General features: G+C 39.4%; 17 protein-coding genes. 11 read left to right on the top strand and 6 right to left on the bottom strand.

Annotation, left to right across the window (positions count from 1 at the left end; genetic code table 11):
• Positions 1 to 20 precede the first annotated feature (20 nt).
• From AC1M85_RS06235 to AC1M85_RS06190, 10 genes are all read left to right on the top strand, one after another.
• Positions 21 to 1079, top strand: coding sequence for a type II asparaginase (locus AC1M85_RS06235; RefSeq protein WP_481589306.1), 1059 nt, complete (start codon positions 21 to 23; stop codon positions 1077 to 1079).
• 172 nt (positions 1080 to 1251) lie between these two features.
• Positions 1252 to 4830, top strand: coding sequence for a DNA polymerase III subunit alpha (gene dnaE, locus AC1M85_RS06230; protein ID WP_488213763.1), 3579 nt, complete (start codon positions 1252 to 1254; stop codon positions 4828 to 4830).
• Positions 4831 to 4843: 13 nt separating this feature from the next.
• Positions 4844 to 5686 (top strand): RNA methyltransferase, encoded by an 843-nt coding sequence (locus AC1M85_RS06225; RefSeq protein ID WP_481590734.1) that lies wholly within the window; start codon positions 4844 to 4846, stop codon positions 5684 to 5686.
• Positions 5679 to 6491: a serine O-acetyltransferase gene (gene cysE / locus AC1M85_RS06220; protein WP_488213762.1), complete on the top strand. Its 813-nt coding sequence runs from the start codon at positions 5679 to 5681 to the stop codon at positions 6489 to 6491. The genes AC1M85_RS06225 and cysE overlap by 8 nt, the downstream gene beginning before the upstream one ends.
• Before the next feature lie 110 nt (positions 6492 to 6601).
• A complete protein-coding gene (locus tag AC1M85_RS06215; protein WP_092767751.1) occupies positions 6602 to 7519 on the top strand; it encodes an ABUW_2363 family tetratricopeptide repeat lipoprotein in 918 nt (305 codons plus the stop codon).
• A 114-nt stretch (positions 7520 to 7633) separates the two neighbouring features.
• Complete coding sequence (locus tag AC1M85_RS06210) at positions 7634 to 9637, top strand: esterase/lipase family protein (protein ID WP_092767847.1); 2004 nt, start codon at positions 7634 to 7636, stop codon at positions 9635 to 9637.
• A 230-nt stretch (positions 9638 to 9867) separates the two neighbouring features.
• Entirely contained in the window at positions 9868 to 11304 is a 1437-nt protein-coding gene (gene antA, locus AC1M85_RS06205; RefSeq protein ID WP_488213761.1) for an anthranilate 1,2-dioxygenase large subunit, read from the top strand.
• 2 nt (positions 11305 to 11306) lie between these two features.
• The gene (gene antB, locus AC1M85_RS06200; RefSeq protein ID WP_035266119.1) at positions 11307 to 11798 is read left to right on the top strand and encodes an anthranilate 1,2-dioxygenase small subunit; all 492 of its coding nucleotides are present in this window, start codon (positions 11307 to 11309) and stop codon (positions 11796 to 11798) included.
• Positions 11799 to 11809: 11 nt separating this feature from the next.
• Positions 11810 to 12844 carry an anthranilate 1,2-dioxygenase electron transfer component AntC gene (gene antC / locus AC1M85_RS06195; protein ID WP_180028207.1) on the top strand — a complete coding sequence of 345 codons (1035 nt, stop codon included), beginning with the start codon at positions 11810 to 11812 and terminating at the stop codon, positions 12842 to 12844.
• Positions 12845 to 12942: 98 nt separating this feature from the next.
• Entirely contained in the window at positions 12943 to 14286 is a 1344-nt protein-coding gene (locus AC1M85_RS06190; protein WP_092767747.1) for an MFS transporter, read from the top strand.
• A 42-nt stretch (positions 14287 to 14328) separates the two neighbouring features.
• Here AC1M85_RS06190 and AC1M85_RS06185 read toward each other — a convergent pair whose 3' ends face one another.
• The gene (locus tag AC1M85_RS06185; protein WP_488213760.1) at positions 14329 to 15309 is read right to left on the bottom strand and encodes an AraC family transcriptional regulator; all 981 of its coding nucleotides are present in this window, start codon (positions 15307 to 15309) and stop codon (positions 14329 to 14331) included.
• A gap of 459 nt (positions 15310 to 15768) precedes the next feature.
• Between AC1M85_RS06185 and AC1M85_RS06180 the strand changes: the two genes are divergently transcribed.
• Positions 15769 to 16806: an AraC family transcriptional regulator gene (locus tag AC1M85_RS06180; RefSeq protein WP_488213759.1), complete on the top strand. Its 1038-nt coding sequence runs from the start codon at positions 15769 to 15771 to the stop codon at positions 16804 to 16806.
• Positions 16807 to 16854: 48 nt separating this feature from the next.
• On the opposite strand, the gene AC1M85_RS06175 is transcribed toward AC1M85_RS06180, so the two are convergent.
• The 5 genes from AC1M85_RS06175 to AC1M85_RS06155 are packed head-to-tail and all read right to left on the bottom strand — an operon-like array spanning position 16855 to position 21714.
• Positions 16855 to 17799: a SphA family protein gene (locus AC1M85_RS06175; RefSeq protein WP_488213758.1), complete on the bottom strand. Its 945-nt coding sequence runs from the start codon at positions 17797 to 17799 to the stop codon at positions 16855 to 16857.
• A gap of 53 nt (positions 17800 to 17852) precedes the next feature.
• Entirely contained in the window at positions 17853 to 18377 is a 525-nt protein-coding gene (locus AC1M85_RS06170) for a flavin reductase family protein (RefSeq protein WP_180028210.1), read from the bottom strand.
• Positions 18378 to 18396: 19 nt separating this feature from the next.
• Positions 18397 to 19635, bottom strand: a complete 1239-nt coding sequence (locus tag AC1M85_RS06165) for a styrene monooxygenase/indole monooxygenase family protein (RefSeq protein WP_488213757.1) — start codon at positions 19633 to 19635, stop codon at positions 18397 to 18399.
• Positions 19636 to 19656: 21 nt separating this feature from the next.
• Positions 19657 to 20442: an SDR family oxidoreductase gene (locus AC1M85_RS06160; RefSeq protein ID WP_488213756.1), complete on the bottom strand. Its 786-nt coding sequence runs from the start codon at positions 20440 to 20442 to the stop codon at positions 19657 to 19659.
• 21 nt (positions 20443 to 20463) lie between these two features.
• The gene (locus AC1M85_RS06155) at positions 20464 to 21714 is read right to left on the bottom strand and encodes a dienelactone hydrolase family protein (protein WP_488213755.1); all 1251 of its coding nucleotides are present in this window, start codon (positions 21712 to 21714) and stop codon (positions 20464 to 20466) included.
• Positions 21715 to 21732 lie beyond the last annotated feature (18 nt).

Raw genomic sequence — 21732 nt, 5'->3', positions numbered from 1 at the left:
AAAAACATTTAGGAAAAAAGATGAAAAAGACGCTAACCGCACTGACTCTATCGATTGGCTTGTTATTACCCCTAACGAGCTTTGCTAAAAATAACGTTGTTGTCGTTGCAACTGGGGGAACGATTGCGGGTGCTGGTGCAAGCTCAACCAACAGCGCCACTTACACTGCCGCAAAAGTTCCAGTGGATGACTTACTGAATGCCGTTCCTCAAATTAAAGATTTAGCCAATGTGAGCGGCGTACAAGCAATGCAGGTTGCTTCTGAAAGCATTACAGACAAAGAATTACTTTCCCTTGCCCGCCAAGTCAATGATTTGGTTAAAAAGTCAGATGTAAATGGCGTTGTAATTACACATGGTACAGATACCTTAGAAGAAACCGCTTTTTTTCTTAATCTAGTCGTACAAACGGAAAAACCTATTGTTGTTGTCGGCTCAATGCGCCCATCGACGGCTTTATCTGCGGATGGCCCACTAAATTTATATAGTGCAGTTGCTCTGGCAGCAGACCCGAGTGCAAAAAATAAGGGGGTGTTCGTCCTTATGAACGATAGTATTTTTGCAGCTCGAGATGTGACTAAAGGCATTAATATTCATACTAATGCCTTTGTAAGCCAATGGGGAGCTTTAGGGACGTTGGTAGAATCTAAACCTTATTGGTTCCGAAGTTCTGTTAAGCGATTTAATCAGCGGTCAGAATTTAATATCGAGAATATTAAGGGTGATACACTCCCATTAGTTCAAATTGTCTATGGCTCTGGCAACATGATTCCTGATGCTTATCAAGCGTATGCCAATGCTGGGGTTAAAGCCATTGTCCATGCAGGTACAGGAAACGGTTCAGTCGCGAAAAATATTGTTCCCACGCTGAATCAACTTCAGCAAAGTGGTATACAAATTGTACGTTCTTCACGAGTGCCACAAGGATTCGTTCTCCGTAATGCCGAACAGCCAGATGACAAATATGGTTGGGTAGTTGCACATGACTTCAACCCTCAAAAAGCTAAAATTTTAACCGCGCTTGCTTTAACCAAAACCAAAGATGCAAAAGAAATACAACGCATGTTCTGGGAATATTAAGCCCAATTTTCATGTTATAAAAAAGTGCCGAATGGCACTTTTTTGATTGATATAAAATCGCCTTTATTCAAATCGAAGATAATTTGTGCGAATCATATAAAATATCGTGGATTCTCAGTTCTAAATCACTTTGCATGATAAAATACGCTCTGCTCTTGTAAAGGACTCATCTATGCAGTTTGTTCATCTCGGTGTTCATACAGAATTTTCTATTACTGAATCAATCGTACGTATACCTGATCTAATGAAGTCTGCTGTACAGGATTCTATGCCTGCACTCGCGATGACAGATTTATCGAACTTACATGCAGCAGTGAAGTTTTATACCTCGTGTCTTAAAAAAGGGATTAAACCTATTTTAGGAAGTGTGATTCGTTTGAATGATGAATCACATCGTATGACTTTACTGGCGATGAATAATGAGGGTTGGCGTAGTTTAACTGAAGTAGTATCGCGCGGCTTTATTGAAGGACAACAACTCAGTATCCCGTGTGTAAAAAAAGAATGGGTGTTAGAACAAGCGCCGGGCATGATTGCACTTTTAGGGATTAAAAGTGATGTTGGAGAAATGCTGTGTTCAAGTAGCCCTGAAAAAGCTGAACCCTTACTTGAAGCTTGGATCGAAAAATTTGGCAATCGTGTTTATTTAGCACTCACGCGTACCAATCGCCCACAAGAAGAAGATTTTATTATTGAAGCTGTTAAATTAGCCGCAAAATATCAAATCGGTGTTGTCGCTCATAATGATGTTCATTTTATTAGAGAAGAAGACTTTGAAGCCCATGAAGCGCGCGTCTGCATCGCAGATGGCTATGTTTTAGGTGATAATCGTCGTCCACGTACTTACAGCCCTGAGCAATATTTCAAAACAACAGCGCAAATGGTGGAGTTATTTGCTGATATCCCCAGTGCTATTCAAAATACAGTTGAAATTGCTAAACGCTGTAATGTGACACTTCGCTTAGGTAAATACTTTTTACCTGACTATCCAATTCCTGAAGGTCATACAATTGATACCTTCTTTGCCCATTTGTCTAAAGAAGGATTAGAAGAACGTCTTAATCACCTTTATCCTGTGGAGAAACGTGGAGAAGACTGGCCTGAAATTCGCAAAGAATATGACGATCGTTTAGATTTTGAAATCAAGATCATTAACTCGATGGGATTCCCAGGTTACTTCTTGATTGTCATGGACTTCATTCAGTGGTCCAAGAACAATGGCGTACCTGTAGGCCCGGGTCGTGGTTCAGGTGCAGGCTCATTAGTTGCATACAGTTTAAAAATTACAGATTTAGATCCACTGCCATACGGACTTCTTTTCGAACGTTTCTTAAATCCTGAACGTGTTTCGATGCCAGACTTTGACGTGGATTTTTGTATCGCAGGTCGAGATCGTGTAATTGATTATGTAGCACGAACTTATGGGCGTGATGCTGTATCTCAAATTGCAACATTTGGTACGATGGCAGCGAAAGGCGCAATTCGTGATGTTGCACGAGTTTTAGGTAAGTCTTACGGCTTAGCAGATCGTATTTCTAAAATGATCCCGACTAAACCTTTAGGTTTAAGTTTAGAAGAATCTTTAGAAGCAGAACCACAACTTAAAGATATTGTAACCAACCCATCCAACCCAGATTATGAAGATGCTTCAGAAATCTGGGAAATGGCGCTTAAACTTGAAGGAATAACGCGTAACACTGGTAAGCACGCAGGTGGTGTTGTAATCGCACCGACCAAGATTACGGACTTCTCAGCTGTACTGTGTGAAGAAGATGGTACTGGTCGTGTCGCTCAATTTGATAAAGACGATGTTGAAGCGGCAGGACTTGTTAAATTTGACTTCTTGGGGTTGCGAAATCTTACTGTAATTGAAGATGCTATTCAGCACATTAACCAACGATTAAAGTTTGATATACCTCTAAAGATTGAAAATATTCCGCTGAATGACAAAGCAGCGTATTCAATATTTGCCGAAGCAAATACCACTGCTGTATTCCAATTTGAATCCGTGGGCATGAAAAAAATGCTCAAGGAAGCACGCCCAAGTAAATTTGAAGAAATTATTGCCTTCGTGTCATTGTACCGCCCGGGCCCAATGGATCTAATTCCAGACTTTATTCATCGTATGCATGGTGGAGAGTTCGAATACTTACATCCCCTATTAGAAGGTGTCTTAGAACCTACCTATGGGATTATGGTATATCAAGAACAGGTTATGCAAGCAGCTCAGTATTGTGCAGGATATAGTCTAGGTGGTGCGGACTTACTTCGTCGTGCGATGGGTAAAAAGAAACCTGAAGAGATGGTTAAACAACGCCAAATCTTTATTGAAGGTGCTGCAAAAAAAGATATCGATGAGCAAACGGCGAACCATATCTTTGACTATATGGAAAAATTTGCAGGCTATGGTTTCAACAAGTCACATGCTGCAGCCTATGCATTGGTGGCTTATCAGACGGCTTGGTTAAAAGCACACTATCCTTCTGAGTTTATGTCCGCTGTACTGACTTCGGAAATGCAAAACACAGACAGTATTGTATTTTTGATTGATGACTGTCGTAACAATGGTCTCGATGTGTTACCACCTTCCGTCAATATGTCGATTTATCAATTCCATGCAATTGATGAAAAAACCATTGTATATGGTCTAGGTGCAATCAAGGGTGTTGGTGAAGCAGCAATGCAATCTGTCATTGATTCACGTAAGCAACTTGGACCTTATAAAGATTTATTTGATTTCTGCCATCGCATTGATCTGAAGAAAATTAATAAACGTACACTTGAAGCTTTGATTCGCTCAGGTGCATTAGATTGTCTCGGCCTTGAACGCGCGACTTTAATGGCTCAATTGCCTGAAGCTGTACAAGCTGCCGAACAAGCTCGTTCAAATCGCGAAACTGGCATTATGGATTTATTTGGTGAAGTTGAAGAAGTTCAACGTAAACCTACTAAACCTGTAAAACCTTGGTCTGATGAAGTCCGTTTAAAAGGTGAAAAAGACACCTTAGGTTTATACTTAACGGGACACCCGATTGATGTGTATCGCCCCGAGTTAAAAGCATTTATTTCTAACAAAATTAATGAGCTGACTCCAACACGTCGTGGTGTGACTACAGTATTTGCCGGCTTGGTTGTGGATGTCGCAAATTTCCCTAACCGCATGATGATCACACTCGATGATGGTACTGCTCGAATTGAAGTCTCAGCAAATCATGAACGCTTCCAACGTTTTAAAGATATTATTGTGAATGAAAGAGTGATCGTGATTGAAGGTGAAATTTATGAACGTGAAGGCTTCGATCGTCCGATGGGACGCCTTACTAAGGCGTTTACATTAAACGAAATTCGTCAAAAACGTGCGAATCACATCCTCATCAAATTACAACCTGAGCATATTCAGCCAAATCTTGGTCAAGAGCTTTCACAGATCATTCAACCATTTTGTGATGTAGATATGTGTCAGCATGTGCCATTACAAGTACAACTCGACTTTCCATATGCAACGGCTGATTTTCATTTACCACCACAATGGAATGTCGCACCACTCGATGACTTATTGTTCAAACTGCGCGACTATTTTGGTAAAGAGGCCTTACATGTGGAGTATCATGTCAAGTCAAAAGCTGCACGTTCCCACGCCGCAGAACCAAAATCAGAACCAGTCATCACATCACATGCCTATCCACCTGACCAGATCAGTATGGATGAAGCAATGGATCAATACATGACGGAAGTCAGTCAATACTCTTAATTTTGGAAGATTTATGAATTTAATTGATAATGCTGCTGTCTCAGCGCATTTGTCTCATGTGCGTATTGTCATGGTGAATACTACCCTGCCTGCGAATATCGGTAGCGCACTTAGAGCAATGAAAACCATGGGGCTTTCAAAATTGGTTTTAGTTGCACCTAAAACTTATCCTCATCCTGATATTGATGCACTTGCAGCAGGTGCAACCGATTTAATTGATCAGATTCAGATTGTAGAAACGCTTGAAGAAGCCATCGCAGATTGTCATTTAGTCTTTGGTACAAGTGCTCGTAGCCGAACTATTCCATGGCCTTTATTAGATGCTCGACCTGCTGCTGATAAATCTATGCAAGCGGTGATCAAAGAACAACAAGAAATTGCCGTAATATTTGGGCGTGAAGATCGCGGATTAACCAATGAAGAATTGGCTATGGCGAATTACCATGTGACCATCCCTGTGAATACAGACTATGGCGTACTCAATGTCGCTCAAGCCATTCAAATTATTTGCTATGAAATGCGAATGGCGACCACGGCTCTCATGGAACAAGTTGAAGATCCTCAAGCTGTTATGAGAGTGACTGATGAAGACTCTATGCATTGGGATGAGCCGTTGGTAACACATCAACAGATGGAACAATTTTATCCTCATTTTGAAAAAATGTTGCACGAAATCGAGTTTTTAGACCCAGAAAACCCACGATTATTGCCTTTACGCTTGCGTCGCTTATTCGGACGTATACAATTAGATCGTATGGAGTACCATCTTCTTAGAGGTATTTTCAGTCGTGTTCAGGCATTGAACAATGGCACATGGAAAAAGTCAGATTCTAAAGAGAAATCAAAAGATGCTTAAACAGCTTAAAGAAGATATTCAAGCTGTGTTTGCCCGCGATCCTGCGGCGCGCAACACATTTGAAGTTTTAACCACTTATCCTGGAATTCACGCACTGATTATGCATCGTGTTGCGCATGAGCTTTGGAAAAAAGAGTGTAAAACTTCTGCCCGCATGCTGTCTTCTTTTAGTCGTTTCGCAACTGGTATCGAAATTCACCCAGGTGCCAAAATTGGTAAACGTTTTTTTATAGATCACGGTATGGGTGTGGTCATTGGGGAAACAGCTGAAATTGGTGATGATGTGACGCTCTATCATGGCGTGACATTAGGTGGCACCACTTGGAATAAAGGCAAACGTCACCCAACTTTAGAAGATGGTGTAGTCGTTGGCGCAGGTGCGAAAATTTTGGGACCATTTACCGTGCATAAGAATGCGAAAGTAGGTTCAAATGCTGTGGTCACTAAAGAAGTCCCTGAAGGTGCTACTGCCGTAGGCAACCCAGCGCGATTTATTATCAAAAATCAGAAAAAAGATTTGGACAAAGAATCTGAACGACGCAATTATGCAGAAAGCATCGGTTTTCAGCCTTATGCGACAACCCAAGATCAATCAGATCCTATGTTAGAAGGTATGCGAGTATTATTGGATCGTATACAGCACAATGAAAAGCGCATGAACACTCTATGTCAGCGACTTTCATTACTTGATCCTACATTTAATAACGCTCAAAGTAATGGACAACCATTTAGTGCTGAAGAGTTAAAAATTATTGACGAAGTTCGTCGTGAGTGCGAAGCTCAAACTGCACAATCAAAAGCTTAATGTATAAGTTTGACTAAGTTAGGTGAATCTGAGTTGCATGTTGTTTCGTCTTTTCATAGACTCAGATACAACCTGAACTAGAATTTAAAAACATAATATTGGAAGAAAATATGACGATTAAGCCCCTTATTGCCACCATGATCGCTGTTTCATTATTGAGTGCTTGTAGCTCTCCAGCAGTAAAAAAACAATCTAAAACAAACGATCCAATCGTCTTTTCTGAGCCTGATTTAAGTGCGCCATTTTATGCATTAAATCCTTTTAATTATAGCCAACCACCAGTATTCGAGCTTGAACTAAAAAAAGCTGCTGCTGCACCACTTCAAAAACTTGAGGTGACTGATCCAAATAATCCAAACAGAAAGATGATCCTCGACCAAAACAAATTAATCGTACCGACTGTGAATAGTTCACAACGTGCGATGAAATACACGGTTTTAGCGGGTCAAAATGAAATCGATATTACAGAAATTGATGACTTCCTCCAGATGGTTGAAGGTAAAGCACGTCACTATCCTCCTCGCTTTACAGATCGTCAAGAACGTCGCGGTTTTGAAGCTAAATTACGTGAAGTTTCAGCTCAACTAGATACTTTAGCAGCGAAAGATAACGCGTCATTCGATATCCTAATTCGTGCATTTAAAGCAAGTATATTGGGTCGTAACCTTGATCTTGGTTCTGCTTACACCACTAAATCTTTAAAATATGCACAACAAATCCTTAAGATCAACAAAGAAGACGCTGAAGCGAACTTCTGGTTTGGTTTCTCTTTGTCTGAAGGTGGTGGTCAAAAAGAAGCTATTCCATATATCGATAAGGCCATCAAAGCGGGTGTTCAAGAAGCTTATCTCGTAGCTGTTAATAACTACCTCGCATTGAGCCAAAAGAAAAATGCAATCACAACTTTAAAAAATTACAAAGTGAAATATCCTGAAGAAACTGAAGTTGCTGACCGCTTGATTCAAGAAATTGAGAAACAAGGTCGTTACAATGTTTGGCAAATTTTAAACAATCCAGCGAAATCATAATCTTATTAAAAAAAAAATAGACTGATCATTCAGTCTATTTTTTTAGCACTTATTTTTATCTCCCTAAAAATAACGTATGCTCAGCGTTAATGATTCATGCTGACAGTTGAAAATATGTTTATGATGAACAATAAATACATCGGCGTCCTACTGCTCGCAACACCACTATTTATGACAGGCTGCCAAGTCGTCAGTGTAAAAAATCAAGCGCTTAATGTTTCGATCGCGAATGAACGAGATAGCATATTAACGCGTAAAAAAATGAGTGAAGCGAGTCTGAATGTCCTCTCCATGACAGGCAGTGAGGCTGAAAGTTGCTCTAATGATCCAGATAAATGCGTATCTGATCTAAAAAAAATAAAACAAATTCAAGATGAACAACTTTATTCAACTGCAAGTGAAGCATATTTGACACGGGCATTAACCCTCAGTAATTCTTCTGATTGTAATACCAGTTTAATTAATAAATATCAGTCAGAAGAAAAGCAAAAACTTCATCAAGAAAACTATAGTCAATGTCTTGACCAACAGTTAGCAATGCTTGATAAAAGTATTCGTTATAGTTATGCCTATCTATTCAAGACAAAACGCCAACCAAGCGACCGTATTTTCGATAATAGACAAGTTCAAATACGAGATTTCTACAATCAAGCCTTGGCGAAAATGGTGATGACCTATGGTATGCGCTATACGGATGAAAAAGTTCCCAAACAAATAAAAATTGGTCAAAGCATTTATACCGTCAACTATGACCATTACCCTCAGATTGCTAATCGAAAATTAGATAGCCTGCTTTCAAGCTACAATCTCAATTTTAGCGGATTGCGTTCGATTAACCGTCGAGATGGTTTCGGTGCGGAATTTGTCGCAACGCTTCCAGCGCCAGAGCGAAATAGCGATTCGGGTAAATATATTGTAGATCCATTAAATCACGCTTATAAAAATGGTCGTAATCCTAACATTCATCCACCACGTTATCTTTCAGTCACGATGACCGCTGAGCCTGCGAGTCAAAGTAATGTAGAGGATATTCTGAATGACCCGCATTTCACCCTGAATATTTATGATCCTTATGGATTAGATCAATTAAAAGTAGGTGGAAAAGTTTATCCCTTAGCTGCGAATTATTCTGCACCTTATGGTTTGTGGCTTGCCGAAAATAACTTAGGTGCTGCCGCATATTTGAGTTTGATTGATCGTGACAATACAATCACAATGCCTCATCTCTTTATGCTCGAACCCTATAATCCAAACAAAAAAATTATTGTTTTGGTGCATGGACTTGCAAGCAGTCCAGAAGCTTGGATTGCATTAACCAATGACATTATGGGAGATAATGTTCTAAGAGAGCATTATCAAGTTTGGCAAGTATTTTACTCAACCAATATGCCAATTTTAGAAAGTCGCTTTCAGGTGAATGCGATCATTCAACAAGCATTTAATTCACTTGATCAATCTACAGCATCAGCTAAAGATGCAGTTCTGATTGGACATAGTATGGGTGGTATTATTTCAAGATTATTGGTGAGCCAAGCTGATTTAACACAACCTGCATTGTCTCAATTAAAAAATTCTCAAATTAGCCGCTTTAAGAATGAACCTTTATTTAAAGCTCGTTTACAAATCAAACCTGTGCCACAGTTCAATCGTGCTATTTTCTTAGCAGCACCTCATCGAGGTACAGATTATGCTGATCGTTGGTTTACACGAGCTGCGCGTAAAGTGATCAAGTTGCCAGGTGCATTTTTGGGTGCATTTGCTGAATCGCTCTCAGATAAAGATATTAATATTAAACATTTTGTCAAAGACTTAGGTCATGGGTTGATTCAAAATGGTCCGAGTGATCTGAGTCACAACTCTCCTTTCACCAAATTAACCTCACCTGTGACGCCAATTAAAGGATTTAAATTTCACTCCATCATGGGGAATGTGACTGAGAGTAAAGATCCTACTGTTATGTCAGATGGGATCGTGCCTTATCAGAGTGCGCATCTTAAAGGGGCACAATCTGAGATTATTATCAAAGGTGGTCACTCAATTCAGGAAACGCCTGAAGCTGTTTTGGAATTAAGACGAATCCTAAGACTTCATTTGACAGAGCTTGGAATTGCCAAATAACGATTTCCTTTAGCTTTTATCAGCCGATGTATCAAAGATGCATCGGCTTTTTGTTTTTATAGTCCCAAAGGACGACTTTTGAATCCCACTCATATTTTTAACTACCTTCTCCATAAAATATTTGAGAAAAAATGGATAACGATTAGAACAAACTGGATAGCCTGACTCCGTTAATCACTGTTCAATAGATTCAAACATAAATGAAATCAAGTGATATAAGGAGTTAGACCATGGGATCTCGTAGCAGCATCGAATGGCATGATTTTATTGAAGGATGTATCGATTTTCGACCAGAGGATGGCGTCTATCGTATCGCACGTGACATGTTTACTGAACCAGAACTTTTTGATCTAGAAATGGAAATGATCTTTGAAAAGGTGTGGATCTACGCGTGTCATGAAAGTGAAATTCCAAAACCAAATGACTTTGTCACTGTTCAAATTGGTCGCCAACCGCTCATCATTAACCGTGATGGTCAAGGTAATTTAAATGCAATGGTCAATGCCTGCGAGCACCGTGGTGCTACATTGACCCGAGTTGCTAAAGGTAATCAATCCACATTTACCTGCCCGTTCCATGCTTGGTGTTACAAATCGGATGGTCGCCTCGTAAAAGTTAAAGCTCCTGGTGAGTATTGTGATGACTTTGATAAATCATCACGAGGTCTAAAAAAAGCACGTATTGCAAGTTATAAAGGATTTGTCTTCGTTAGTTTAGATACAACAGCTACAGACACCTTAGAAGATTATTTAGGTGATACACGTGTTTTCCTTGATCTTATGGTTGAACAATCACCTACAGGTGAATTAGAAGTTTTACCGGGTAAATCAGCATATACCTTTGCTGGAAACTGGAAGCTACAAAATGAAAATGGTGTAGATGGCTACCACGTAAGTACTGTTCACTATAACTATGTCTCTACAGTTCAATATCGTCAGCAACTGAATGCACAAAAAGGGACAGGACCAAAGGACACACTTGATTACAGTAAATTAGGTGCTGGTGATGACACAACTGATGATGGTTGGTTCTCATTTAAAAATGGTCATAACGTTTTGTTTAGTGACATGCCTAACCCAACTGTACGTCCTGGTTACGCAACTGTGATGCCATATCTGGTTGAAAAATATGGTCAAAAACGTGCTGAATGGGCAATGCATCGTCTCAGAAACTTGAACTTATACCCAAGCCTTTTCTTTATGGATCAAATCAGTTCGCAACTTCGTATTATTCGTCCAGTTGCGTGGAATAAAACTGAAGTCATTAGCCAGTGTATTGGTGTTAAAGGTGAGTCGGCTGAAGCACGTCGTAACCGTATTCGTCAATTCGAAGATTTCTTCAACGTATCGGGCTTAGGCACACCTGACGATTTAGTCGAATTCCGTGAACAACAGCGTGGTTTCCAAGCTCGTTTAGAACGCTGGAGTGACATTTCGCGCGGTTATCACAAGTGGAATTATGGCGACAGCCCGAATGCTCAAACATTAGGGATCAAACCAGTCATCACGGGTACTGAAATCACTCAAGAAGGTTTATATGTCAATCAACACCAAGTTTGGCGCGATCTCATGTTAAAAGGCATAAAAAATAAAGCACTTAAACTCACTGAAGATACTTCTGAACCACACGAATGCCCTGCATCACAAGCGACAACTGAGGAGGCTTAATCATGACACAAGCTCTTGTACATCAAGTTTCTCAATTTTTATATGAAAAATCTGCGCTTTGTGACAACTATGAATGGGACGCATATCTAGAACTCTATGACGAAGACAGCGAATACCACATTCCACAATGGATTAGTGACCATGAATACGTCACTGATCCAAACCAAGGGCTTTCATATATCTATTATGAAAACCGTGCTGGCCTTGAAGATCGCGTATTCCGTATAGGAACTGGTAAAGCTGCATCAGCTACGCCCCTTCCGCGTCTCATGCATGCGATTCACAACATCCGTGTAAAAACACTTGAAGACGGATTATTAGAAGTTAAAGCGGGTTGGTCGACATTCTATAACCGCCAAGGTTTAGAAGGCTATTTTTACGGTCATGTCACTTATATCCTTCGTCAACATGAAGACACTTTCCGCATTCGTAAACAGCACACCATTTTGTTGAATGACAAAATTGATTCTGTGCTCGACTTCTACCACGTTTAAGGAGTAAAAGAATGAGTCATTCTGTTGCACTCAACTTTGCAGATGGTAAAACGTTCTTTATCTCTGTGAATAATGATGAGCTTTTACTTGATGCTGCGTTCCGTCAAGGTATCACATTGCCTTTAGACTGCCGTGAAGGCGTTTGCGCAACCTGTCAAGGGCAATGTGAAAGTGGCAATTACACTCAAGATTATGTCGATGAAGAAGCATTAACCGAACGTGATCTGGCAGAGCGTAAAATTTTAGCTTGTCAAACACGAGTGCAATCGAATGCTGCATTCTATTTCGATCATGACTCAAGTTTCTGTAATGCTGGTGAAACACTTCAACTCGAAACCAAAGTGACTCACGTAGAATTAGTCTCTGAAACTACGGCAATCATTCATGTAGATGCCAGTCAACATACGCAGAAAATTGATTATTTACCGGGTCAATATGCTCGATTAAAAATTCCTGGTGCAAATGATTGGCGTTCATATTCTTTCGCCAATCTACCGAATGAAGGTAATCAATTACAGTTTTTAATTCGCTTACTGCCGCAAGGTCTCATGAGTGATTATTTGCGAGATCGGGCAAAAGTTGGCGATACCATTTTACTCGAAGCCCCTCTAGGTAGTTTTTATCTTCGCGAAGTGGAAAAAGAAAAGCCGTTGGTCTTTGTCGCAGGAGGTACTGGATTGTCAGCATTTTTAGGAATGCTAGATCAAATTGTGAAACAACCTCAAATTCCACCAGTACATCTGTATTATGGTGTAAACAAAGAGCAAGATTTGTGTGAACAAGAAAGGTTAAAAGCATACTCAGCTAAGATTCCACACTTTGAGTATCATCCCGTAATCGGACAACCTTCTAATGATTGGACTGGAAAAAAAGGATTTATCCACGAACATTTAGATCAATCGCAATTAAGCGAATCAGCATTCGATATGTATTTGTGTGGTCCGCCACCAATGATCGATGCTGTCAAAAATTGGTTAGCTGATCACCAGATAGACAACGGACGTGTTTACAGTGAGAAGTTTATTCAAAGTCATAGCTCAAGATAATTAAATGAGCTGATGACAATCACTAAGGACTATCGTTAATATTCTTTGCAAACGATAGTCCTTTTTTGTTCTAACGTTTGAATATATGGAAATTTTAAATGCAAAAAATAATTGTAAATGACGTTATTGATCGGGAAAAAATGTCCCCTTTACAATGGACAGTTTTCTTTCTGGGGTTTCTGGTTTTTTTCTGTGATGGATTAGACACTGGCATCTTAGGCTTTATTGCACCAGCATTGTTAGATGATTGGGGGATTTCAAAACCAGATCTAGCACCTGTGCTCAGTGCGGCCTTAGTAGGCATGTCGATCGGCGCTATTATCTCAGGACCATTATCAGATAAATTTGGACGCAAGGGTGTCATCGTAATGACGACTTTGTTGTTTTCAATTTTCACCATCATGTGTGGATTTGCTTCTAACACCCAAGAACTTATGATCTATCGTTTTATTACAGGGGTCGGACTTGGTGCGGCTATGCCGAATATCAGCACAATGGTATCCGAATACATGCCTCTAAAACGTAAAGCATTCCTGACCGGATTAGCAGGTTGCGGATTTATGTTAGGGATCTCAAGTGGCGGTGTCTTATCTGCGTTCTTATTAGAGAATCAAGGGTGGGCAAATGTCATTATTATCGGCGGTGTAATCCCACTGATTGTATTGGTATTTTTGATTACCAAGTTACCTGAATCACCTCAATACCTCATCAAACAAAATCGTCAAGAAAAAGCAAAACCAATTCTTGAGAAGATTCACGGTCAAACATTTGATCAAAGTACTGTATTTGTTCTACCTGAAGCAGAAGTATTAGATCCTAAACAAAGCCCTGTTAAAATTTTGTTTAGCAAATACTTTTGGGGTTCAGCAATGCTTTGGCTGTGTTGCTTTACCAGCCTAATGGTATTTTATCTGTTAACCAGCTGGATGCCGACTATTCTTAAAACCGCTGGATTCACAACAGAACAGTTTAGTTTAATTGCAGCGATTTTCCCATTCGGCGGTGTAATAGGTGCATGCTTTATGGGGTGGTATATGGATAAAGTTAATCCAAATACTGTGATTAAATATTCTTATCTCGCAGCATTTGTATTGTTCTTCGTTGCAGCATTCGTAAGCCAAAGTATTGTTTTACTCGGTATTGCAATTTTCTTAATCGGCGCATTATTAGTGGGTGCTCAATCATCACTACTTCCATTAACAGCACTGTTCTACCCTTCAGTGTGCCGCGGTGTAGGTGTTTCATGGATGCATGGTATTGGTCGTATCGGTGCGATCTTAGGTGCGTTCTACGGATCACTGATTTTTACTTTTGAATTATCTCTTGCAGGTATTTTCTATGTCCTAGCAATTCCGACATTTATTTCGTTTATTGCGCTCGCATTAAAAGGACTAAAACAACCTGAATCAGCCAATACTGCAACTGCAGAGGTAACGCAGTAATCTCAACTCAGTCATTAAAAAGCCCCAATCAAGGGGCTTTTTTTAAAACATAATTTTAAGAGTTTCACTCGGGAGAACCCCATATTTGGCTTTGTATTCTTGAGAAAATCGTCCTAAATGTCTGAATCCCCAGTCATAAGCCAATCTTGAAATGGAAATATTTGCATTGTTCTGCAGCAAAGCATGATGAATCTGTTCAAGTCTATAGTTTTTTAAATAATCCATAGGACTCATATGCAGCGCTTGTTGAAACTCACGGTATAAAGTCGATTTTGAAGTTCCCGATATCATGACTAAATCTGATGCATCCAACTCTTGATCAGCAAAACGATGGATAAACTCTCTGACCAACATGACTGGCTTCGGAAGCTGATACTCTTGGAGCGATCTTAACTCATTGGAATAATTATTGTGCTGGGTTAAAAGCAAAGCCTTAATCAAAAAACTTTCATAATCTTGAGAAAGCAGATTTAAACCATCAAAACGAGAATAATCTTGCCTGAGCGATAAACATTGTTGAATATTATTCCACCACAATCTTAGGAAGTTATCTTCACTAAATGGCATATCTGGCTCAAAAATCACCCGCTCTTTAACAGGTTTAGAAAGTAAATTGGAAAGTACAGATTTGACACTTTCTTCAGGAATCACCACTTGAAATTTTTTACAATTACGATGAATGATGAGTTCTTGCTGATCCTGACTAGAAACAATGATTCCATTATTACTATGTGATAAATGTGTTTCTCCATTCATACGCAATGTTTGCTGTCCATGAATAGGCAAACTGATACTGTATGCACCTAACTGCTGAATTTGAATAGACACATCTGTGCCATAACTGATACAGCCAATTGCCATTTTTTTACTCGGCAAGCGTATACCTGAATAATGAAAATCAAGCTGATCTTTACGAGCAGTTTCTAATTGATGTGAACCACAAATAAGGCTCATTAATCGTTGAGCAACATTCAATTCACGCGATGCGTGACTAAGATCCTTATGTTGGCTGAGTGTGATCATCCTGTTCACCTAGCTATTTTGAATCATGATAAATACTATAAAACATTTTTAATAATAATGTCGAAATAATGTCTCTTTGCTTCGACTAAATATTTACATATATTTTTGAACACAGATTAGTAAATTAAAAAATACTAATTTGGTATCTTATATTACTTAATAGGTATTTTTATTTTTTATAATATTTTCATTAACTTATATTAAAATCATAATGATAAAAAATTCGGTTTTATTTGACATTCAGCGATTATAGAGATAGATTTTTAAATAACGTCCTAAGGATAGGACTGATATAAATAAATGTAATTTTTTCAATTACTACTATAGCTATTAAATTTTAAAATTATTATTTCTGGTCTGAATATTGCTTCATTTATTTATATCGTAAATCTCATTCCATGATATCAATTTAACACTACTGTCATGGTACGGACTACTAATGAGCCAAAAGGATTCACAATGAACCAGCTTCATTCCTCTCAGCTAACTGGGCAAAATTTTAGTAATGAATCAATTTTCAACAGTCAAAACTTGGTCTTCAATCAAGCAGATTTGAGCGAAACTTGTAAAAATGTAGGGCAAATTTTTAAGCCTCATGCTCTAAAAGTGTTAAAATCAGCTAAAAATTTTAGTGCAAGCATGCATCATGTTCAAACTGGGGCTCTTTCTATCAGCCGCTTGGAATATGGCGCAGATGTATTGATCGAACCAGATCAACTTGAAAAGTTTTATCTTATTCAGATTCCTACTCGAGGCTATGCTGAAATTGAATTTGGTCAAGATAAATTTATTTCATACTCAGAAGTAGCGTCAATTATCTCACCTGACCAATCACTCAGAATGCGCTGGCGTGCTCACTCCCCTCAACTCATTCTCAAAATTTCAAAAGATGATTTTGCACATCATTGTCAGCAACATATCGTGAAATCTGAACAAAAAAATGTAATTTTTAATCCTCGACTTGATTTTACCACTCAATCTGGTGGTTATTTTCTGCAACTTTTGAGAACCATGATGGATGCACTTAAATGTGAGCATCATCCTCTCCACCACGCACTTGCATTTAAACAGTTTGAATCAAATCTATTTAATGCGCTTATTTATGGACAACCAAATAATGCTTTTTTTAAAGCAAATTCTCATCATGAGAAAAAATTAGCGCCCTACTTTATCAAACGTGCTGAAGCATACATTCACCACCACTTACATGAACCACTCAACATAGAAGTCTTGGCGGAACAATCAGGTGTAAGTGCACGAACACTCTTTGCAGGATTCAAAAACCATTTTGGCATTACCCCTATGGCATATTTACGTGAGCTTCGTTTTGAACAAGCTCATCTTGAACTGATGAATAATGAACATGCCACGGTCACTGATGTTGCATTTAAGTGGGGCTTTACTCATTTAGGTCGTTTTTCACAAGAGTACAAACGTCGTTATGGCGAGCTGCCATCATCAACGCGTAAGATTACACAAAATTCACTCTTCTCTTAATTTTATGTCTGTCAATAAAAAAGCCTGTGAAATCACAGGCTTTTTTGATTAGAAATGATGAATGTATCGAATTTGAAATCGATCGCCTTCAGTTCTATTTTTTGCATCATGCTCAAAATATGCATTTGCGACTACATGATTTTTTGGCGAGTGGCTATACATAAGTCCAGGTCCAACTGCCCACACACTTTCTTTGCGACCATCGACTTTTACACCATCAACTTTAGTATCGGTAAGCTGTTTTAAGTAGTATCCACTTAGACCCAACCGAATCTGATCATGTACAGCATATTCAGATGCTAGGTTAATGTGTACTGCTTGCCCCGCTTGGATGTCATCAACAGCACCAAAACCATAAGTTGGATCATCGTTTTTAAAATTATACAAATAATGAGCGCGTGTCGAAGCTGTCCATTTCGGATTAAACCAATACGTTGCAGCCCAATATGGATTGAAGGAAAATGCATTATTACCCGGATTAATATCACGGTTTTGCTGATATTCCCCTGTTGGCAAATTTATCTGTAATTCTATTCGATGGACAAATTTTGGTCCCTGTTCACCCATGACTGGATCAAACTGGAGAAATGGACCAATCATCAAATCTCCAAATCCACTTTTAGCTTTTAAGGCTTGATTATTTAAACCATCGTCAACACTGATTTTACTTAAATAAGGGATAAGTAAATTCAGACCTAGACTTGAATGAGCAGTCGGTTTATAGGTCGACATATAACTTAATTGCTCGACAATCACTTGATAATTTAAATCTGTTTTGGGCAACGGAAGCTTTTGTCCACTCGCATCTCTCAACTTGTCACTGTCATAATGTTGAAAATACGTTTGCGAATACCAACCAGATCCAGCTGGTAGTCCACCATCTAGAAAACTGGTCATACCCAAATTCACAGTCGGTAAATCATAAGCAAGAACATGTGATGAATTTGCTGTAGTAAACAAGGTTAAAACACTTAATATGATTTTATTTTTCATGTGTATTTCCCATAAAAAACCACGATTATTCATCGTGGTTTTTAAAGCAATGATTAAAGGTCTGGATGGCTCGCTGCAATTTGGTAACGACCAGCATGAAACACTAAGGGCTCACCAGCAGTTTGTTGATATTTTTGAATTTCACCGATAAAAATCAAGTGATCGCCACCTTCGTATTGCTGTACATTTTTACAAACAAGTGTAGCAAGTGCTTCGTTCAGTAATGGAACACCTGTATCACATTCACCATGATCAACTGTGGCAAACTTATCTTGTGCACCACGGGCAAAATGGGTAGAAAGCTGATGCTGCTCCTTCGTTAACATATGAACTGCAAAGTGCTCAGCTGCAACAAAATCGGGCAAACTTGGTGCTGTTTTCGACAAGCTCCACAATACCAGCGGTGGATCTAATGACAACGAAGAAAATGAATTGGCTGTCATACCCACTTTTCGACCATCCGTTCCACGTGTGGTGATTACAGTAACACCTGTGGCAAACTGACCAAGAAGATTACGAATCTCGCGAGGATTACTGATGTCAATCTCTTGCAGATTAATTTTATCTAATACATCCATTTTTAACACCTCAGTTCCATCAAGCCACTTGAGAAACTTGATCTGTTTCTAATAATTCTTTCGCTGCGTTTTCGTCAAACCACCACGGTGAAAAGTTACGTGGATCATCAAAATTATTAACGATCTGAGAAGCTAAATTGTGATTCTGAGAGGCTGCACCTAGTAGCTCAACAACATGAGGTTGAGGTGGAACCAATAAACTATTTGTCCAGCTCACGACTTTTTCAGCATATGACCAATATTTCTCAAACGTTGACTCCATCCAATCTTCAGTAAACGCTTGATTACCGTGTGCTAAGATCGCATCGAAATAAACCTTGCTACACTTAGCTGCATTATTTGATCCTTGACCTGTGATTGGATCATTCACCACCAATGCATCTGCCATACCAAATATTTTTTTACCAGAAGCCAATGTCATGACAGGTTTACGTACCGTTGGTGGGAAACGTCCTGCTAAATATCCGCCATGATCTGTCAGCGTTACGTCTTTACAACGCTCATATTCCCACGGCAAATGTTGTTTCAGAATTTCTAAGCTTTTATTTAAATGTTCTTCTGGTGTTTTAACTTCAGCCCAGCAATCCATAGGACCATTAGGAATCCCTTCAAAAACCATAATGTCACATGGACCATTTACTGTAAGCGCAGGAAAACAAAAATACTCACCCACCCCAGGAATAATATTAAAGCTCACTCTCGAGTATGGCGAAATTGGCTTCATTCCATTCACATAAGTCAAAGCCAATGCACGCTGAGGTTTGTCAAAAGTACTTCGTTCTGCGTCACGTACAAACTCTTTAACCACTTCACCTTTACCCGCAGCCAAGAGCACTAATTCATACTCGTCAGCCAAATGTTCTAATTCGTTTAGACCAACGTCTTGGAGAACAAACTTGCCTCCACGGCGCTGAAACTCTTCAAGCCAATAAGGCATCTTGACACGTTGATCAACAGATTGAGCATAACGCTCTAATCGCGCACTCCATTTAAATGCTCTTTCACCACTTGCTGGATCAACCAAAGCAAAACTAATACCTTCTACCGATGGACAATGCTCTTCCCAAAAATTTAGTCCTAAATCACGCTCAGTCTGTAACGCAGTATGGAACATACATTGACTAGACATGACTTTACCTTGACGAATCTCATCAGGAGTTTTATTCGATAAAATCGTGATGTCATATCCCTTATCCAGCAGTCCTAATCCAAGTTGAAGTCCTGACTGACCTGCACCAACAATTGCAATTTTTCTCATCTTTATTCTCCAATATTGAATTTATTCTGCTAAACGTGGTATTGCGGGTTGATTCGTTTCAGGCCCCATGACTGAATACCCACCATCTACCGCATAATCTGCGCCAGTCACAAAACTTGCAGCATCCGACAATAAAAAGGTCACTACATTTGCCACTTCTGCTGGATTACCCAAACGTCCCAAGAGATGATAATCACTTGCTACAGCATCAGCTTTCGCGCGATTTTGTCCACTCACTTCAGAAATCACTCTCGACCAAGTCCAACCCGGTGAAACTGAATTGACACGGATACCATCTGGCGCAAAATCCATTGCCATCGATTTGGTCAGTTGTAAAATTGCTGCTTTAGAAACTGGATATAACCATCGTCCCGTTTGAGCACATTGCGCTGAAATCGAGGTGAAATTCACCACTGACCCTTTATTTTTTTGCAAATCTTCATATACGGCACGCGTTAGCTCAACAACAGACACCAAATTGATATCTAATGCTTTTAACCAATCTGATCGTGGTGATTTGAAACCATCATCAAGATAGGTACATGCCAAGTTCACTAAATAACTGACTTCACCTAGATGATTTCTAATGCTATTCACCGCTTCATGAATTGCGATGTCTGAAGTTAGATCAGTTTGTATAAACATCACTTCATAAGGATATTGTGCAGCTATGGTTTTTCCGTAGTCATCAATGTCTAAAATGGCAACTTTAGCCCCTAAATTCACGAGACTTTGAACCACAGCCTGTCCAATCAATGTTGATCCACCACTGACAATGGCAACTTTATCTTTAATATTTAATTCCATTTTTTGCCCCATTTATTTTGATTATTCGATTGGCTTACCAGCACTCGACTCCCAACTTGGCATCAAGCCATTTGAAGGAATATCTTCATTTAAAAGTTTTTTCGCTGTTTCTACACCTGCAACAGGCAATCCTTCTGGATTAAGTAGTCCGATTTGGACAAGTACAGAAGCTTGATCCCAATAAATATGTTCGTGACAAAGTTTTGGACCTCTAAACTGAATGACCCCTAACATCGGAATTTCGACATATTTTCCAGTTGGTTTTACACCTGGTAATAACCAATCAATTTCAGTGTCGTGAGTGAAACTCATGATGAATTCATCCACAACCTGAGTAGATCCCACGGTTCTTGAAATTGAGGTGATTTTCATATCTTGAGGATTTTGATGTACAAAATGATATCGATAGAATCGCGCTAACTGACTATATCCCACACCACCTGTCAACGTTGGAATGTGATTCACATACGGTTGAGCGACCATCGTTGCCATAGTTGCTGGTACATCACGCGTGTCGAACTCATGTCTGATATGCTCTTCCCACAATGCAACTAAGTCGTAGTGAGGCCCAACCGTTTCATGTAATGCTGTTACAGTACGTTCATGGGCGAATCGCGCAGATGGTTTGTGATAATGATCGCTGTTCGGTCGTGCAAATGCGTGATCGACACCTTCATAAACATAGGCATAAATGTGTTTAAATTGTGCGCATGCTTCAGTGATTTGATTTCGCGCTTCAGCTGGACAGAATTGATCAAGTTCAGCCATGTGTAACACAAGCTTACCCTTCACATTCGAGAGTTCATCGAGCGCTTTGTCAATGCCTACACCGTAGTAAGCAACCGAACACGCTAAGTTATCAATACGGCATGCAGCCAAATATGCAAGCTTTCCACCAAGACAATATCCAACCACTGACTGACCCGTAGTCGTGTCACACGCATCTAAAGTCGTTAAAAAATCTAAACTTTCACGAATATCATTTACACCCTGATCTTCATCATATTGCTGATAAAGTTGAAAAGCTTTTTCAAAATCCTCAGGTGTATAACCTAACTCAATGTTGGGTGCAGTACGCCAAAATAGATCAGGGACTAAAACGGTATAGCCTTCCTCTGCGAGAAAGTCAGCTTTTGCTCGCATCGCTGCATTGATACCAAATATTTCATGACACAATACAATCCCTGGACCTTTCTTAGCTTCTGGGACTGCCAAATACCCTGTATAGCGATTCCCCGATTTGGTAGTGATCTCAATCGTTTGACCTGTCATTTTTTCTTCCCTAAGACA

The organism is Acinetobacter sp. 24-47-64 (assembly GCF_057737055.1).
This window is presented reverse-complemented; position numbering and strand designations above follow the sequence as displayed.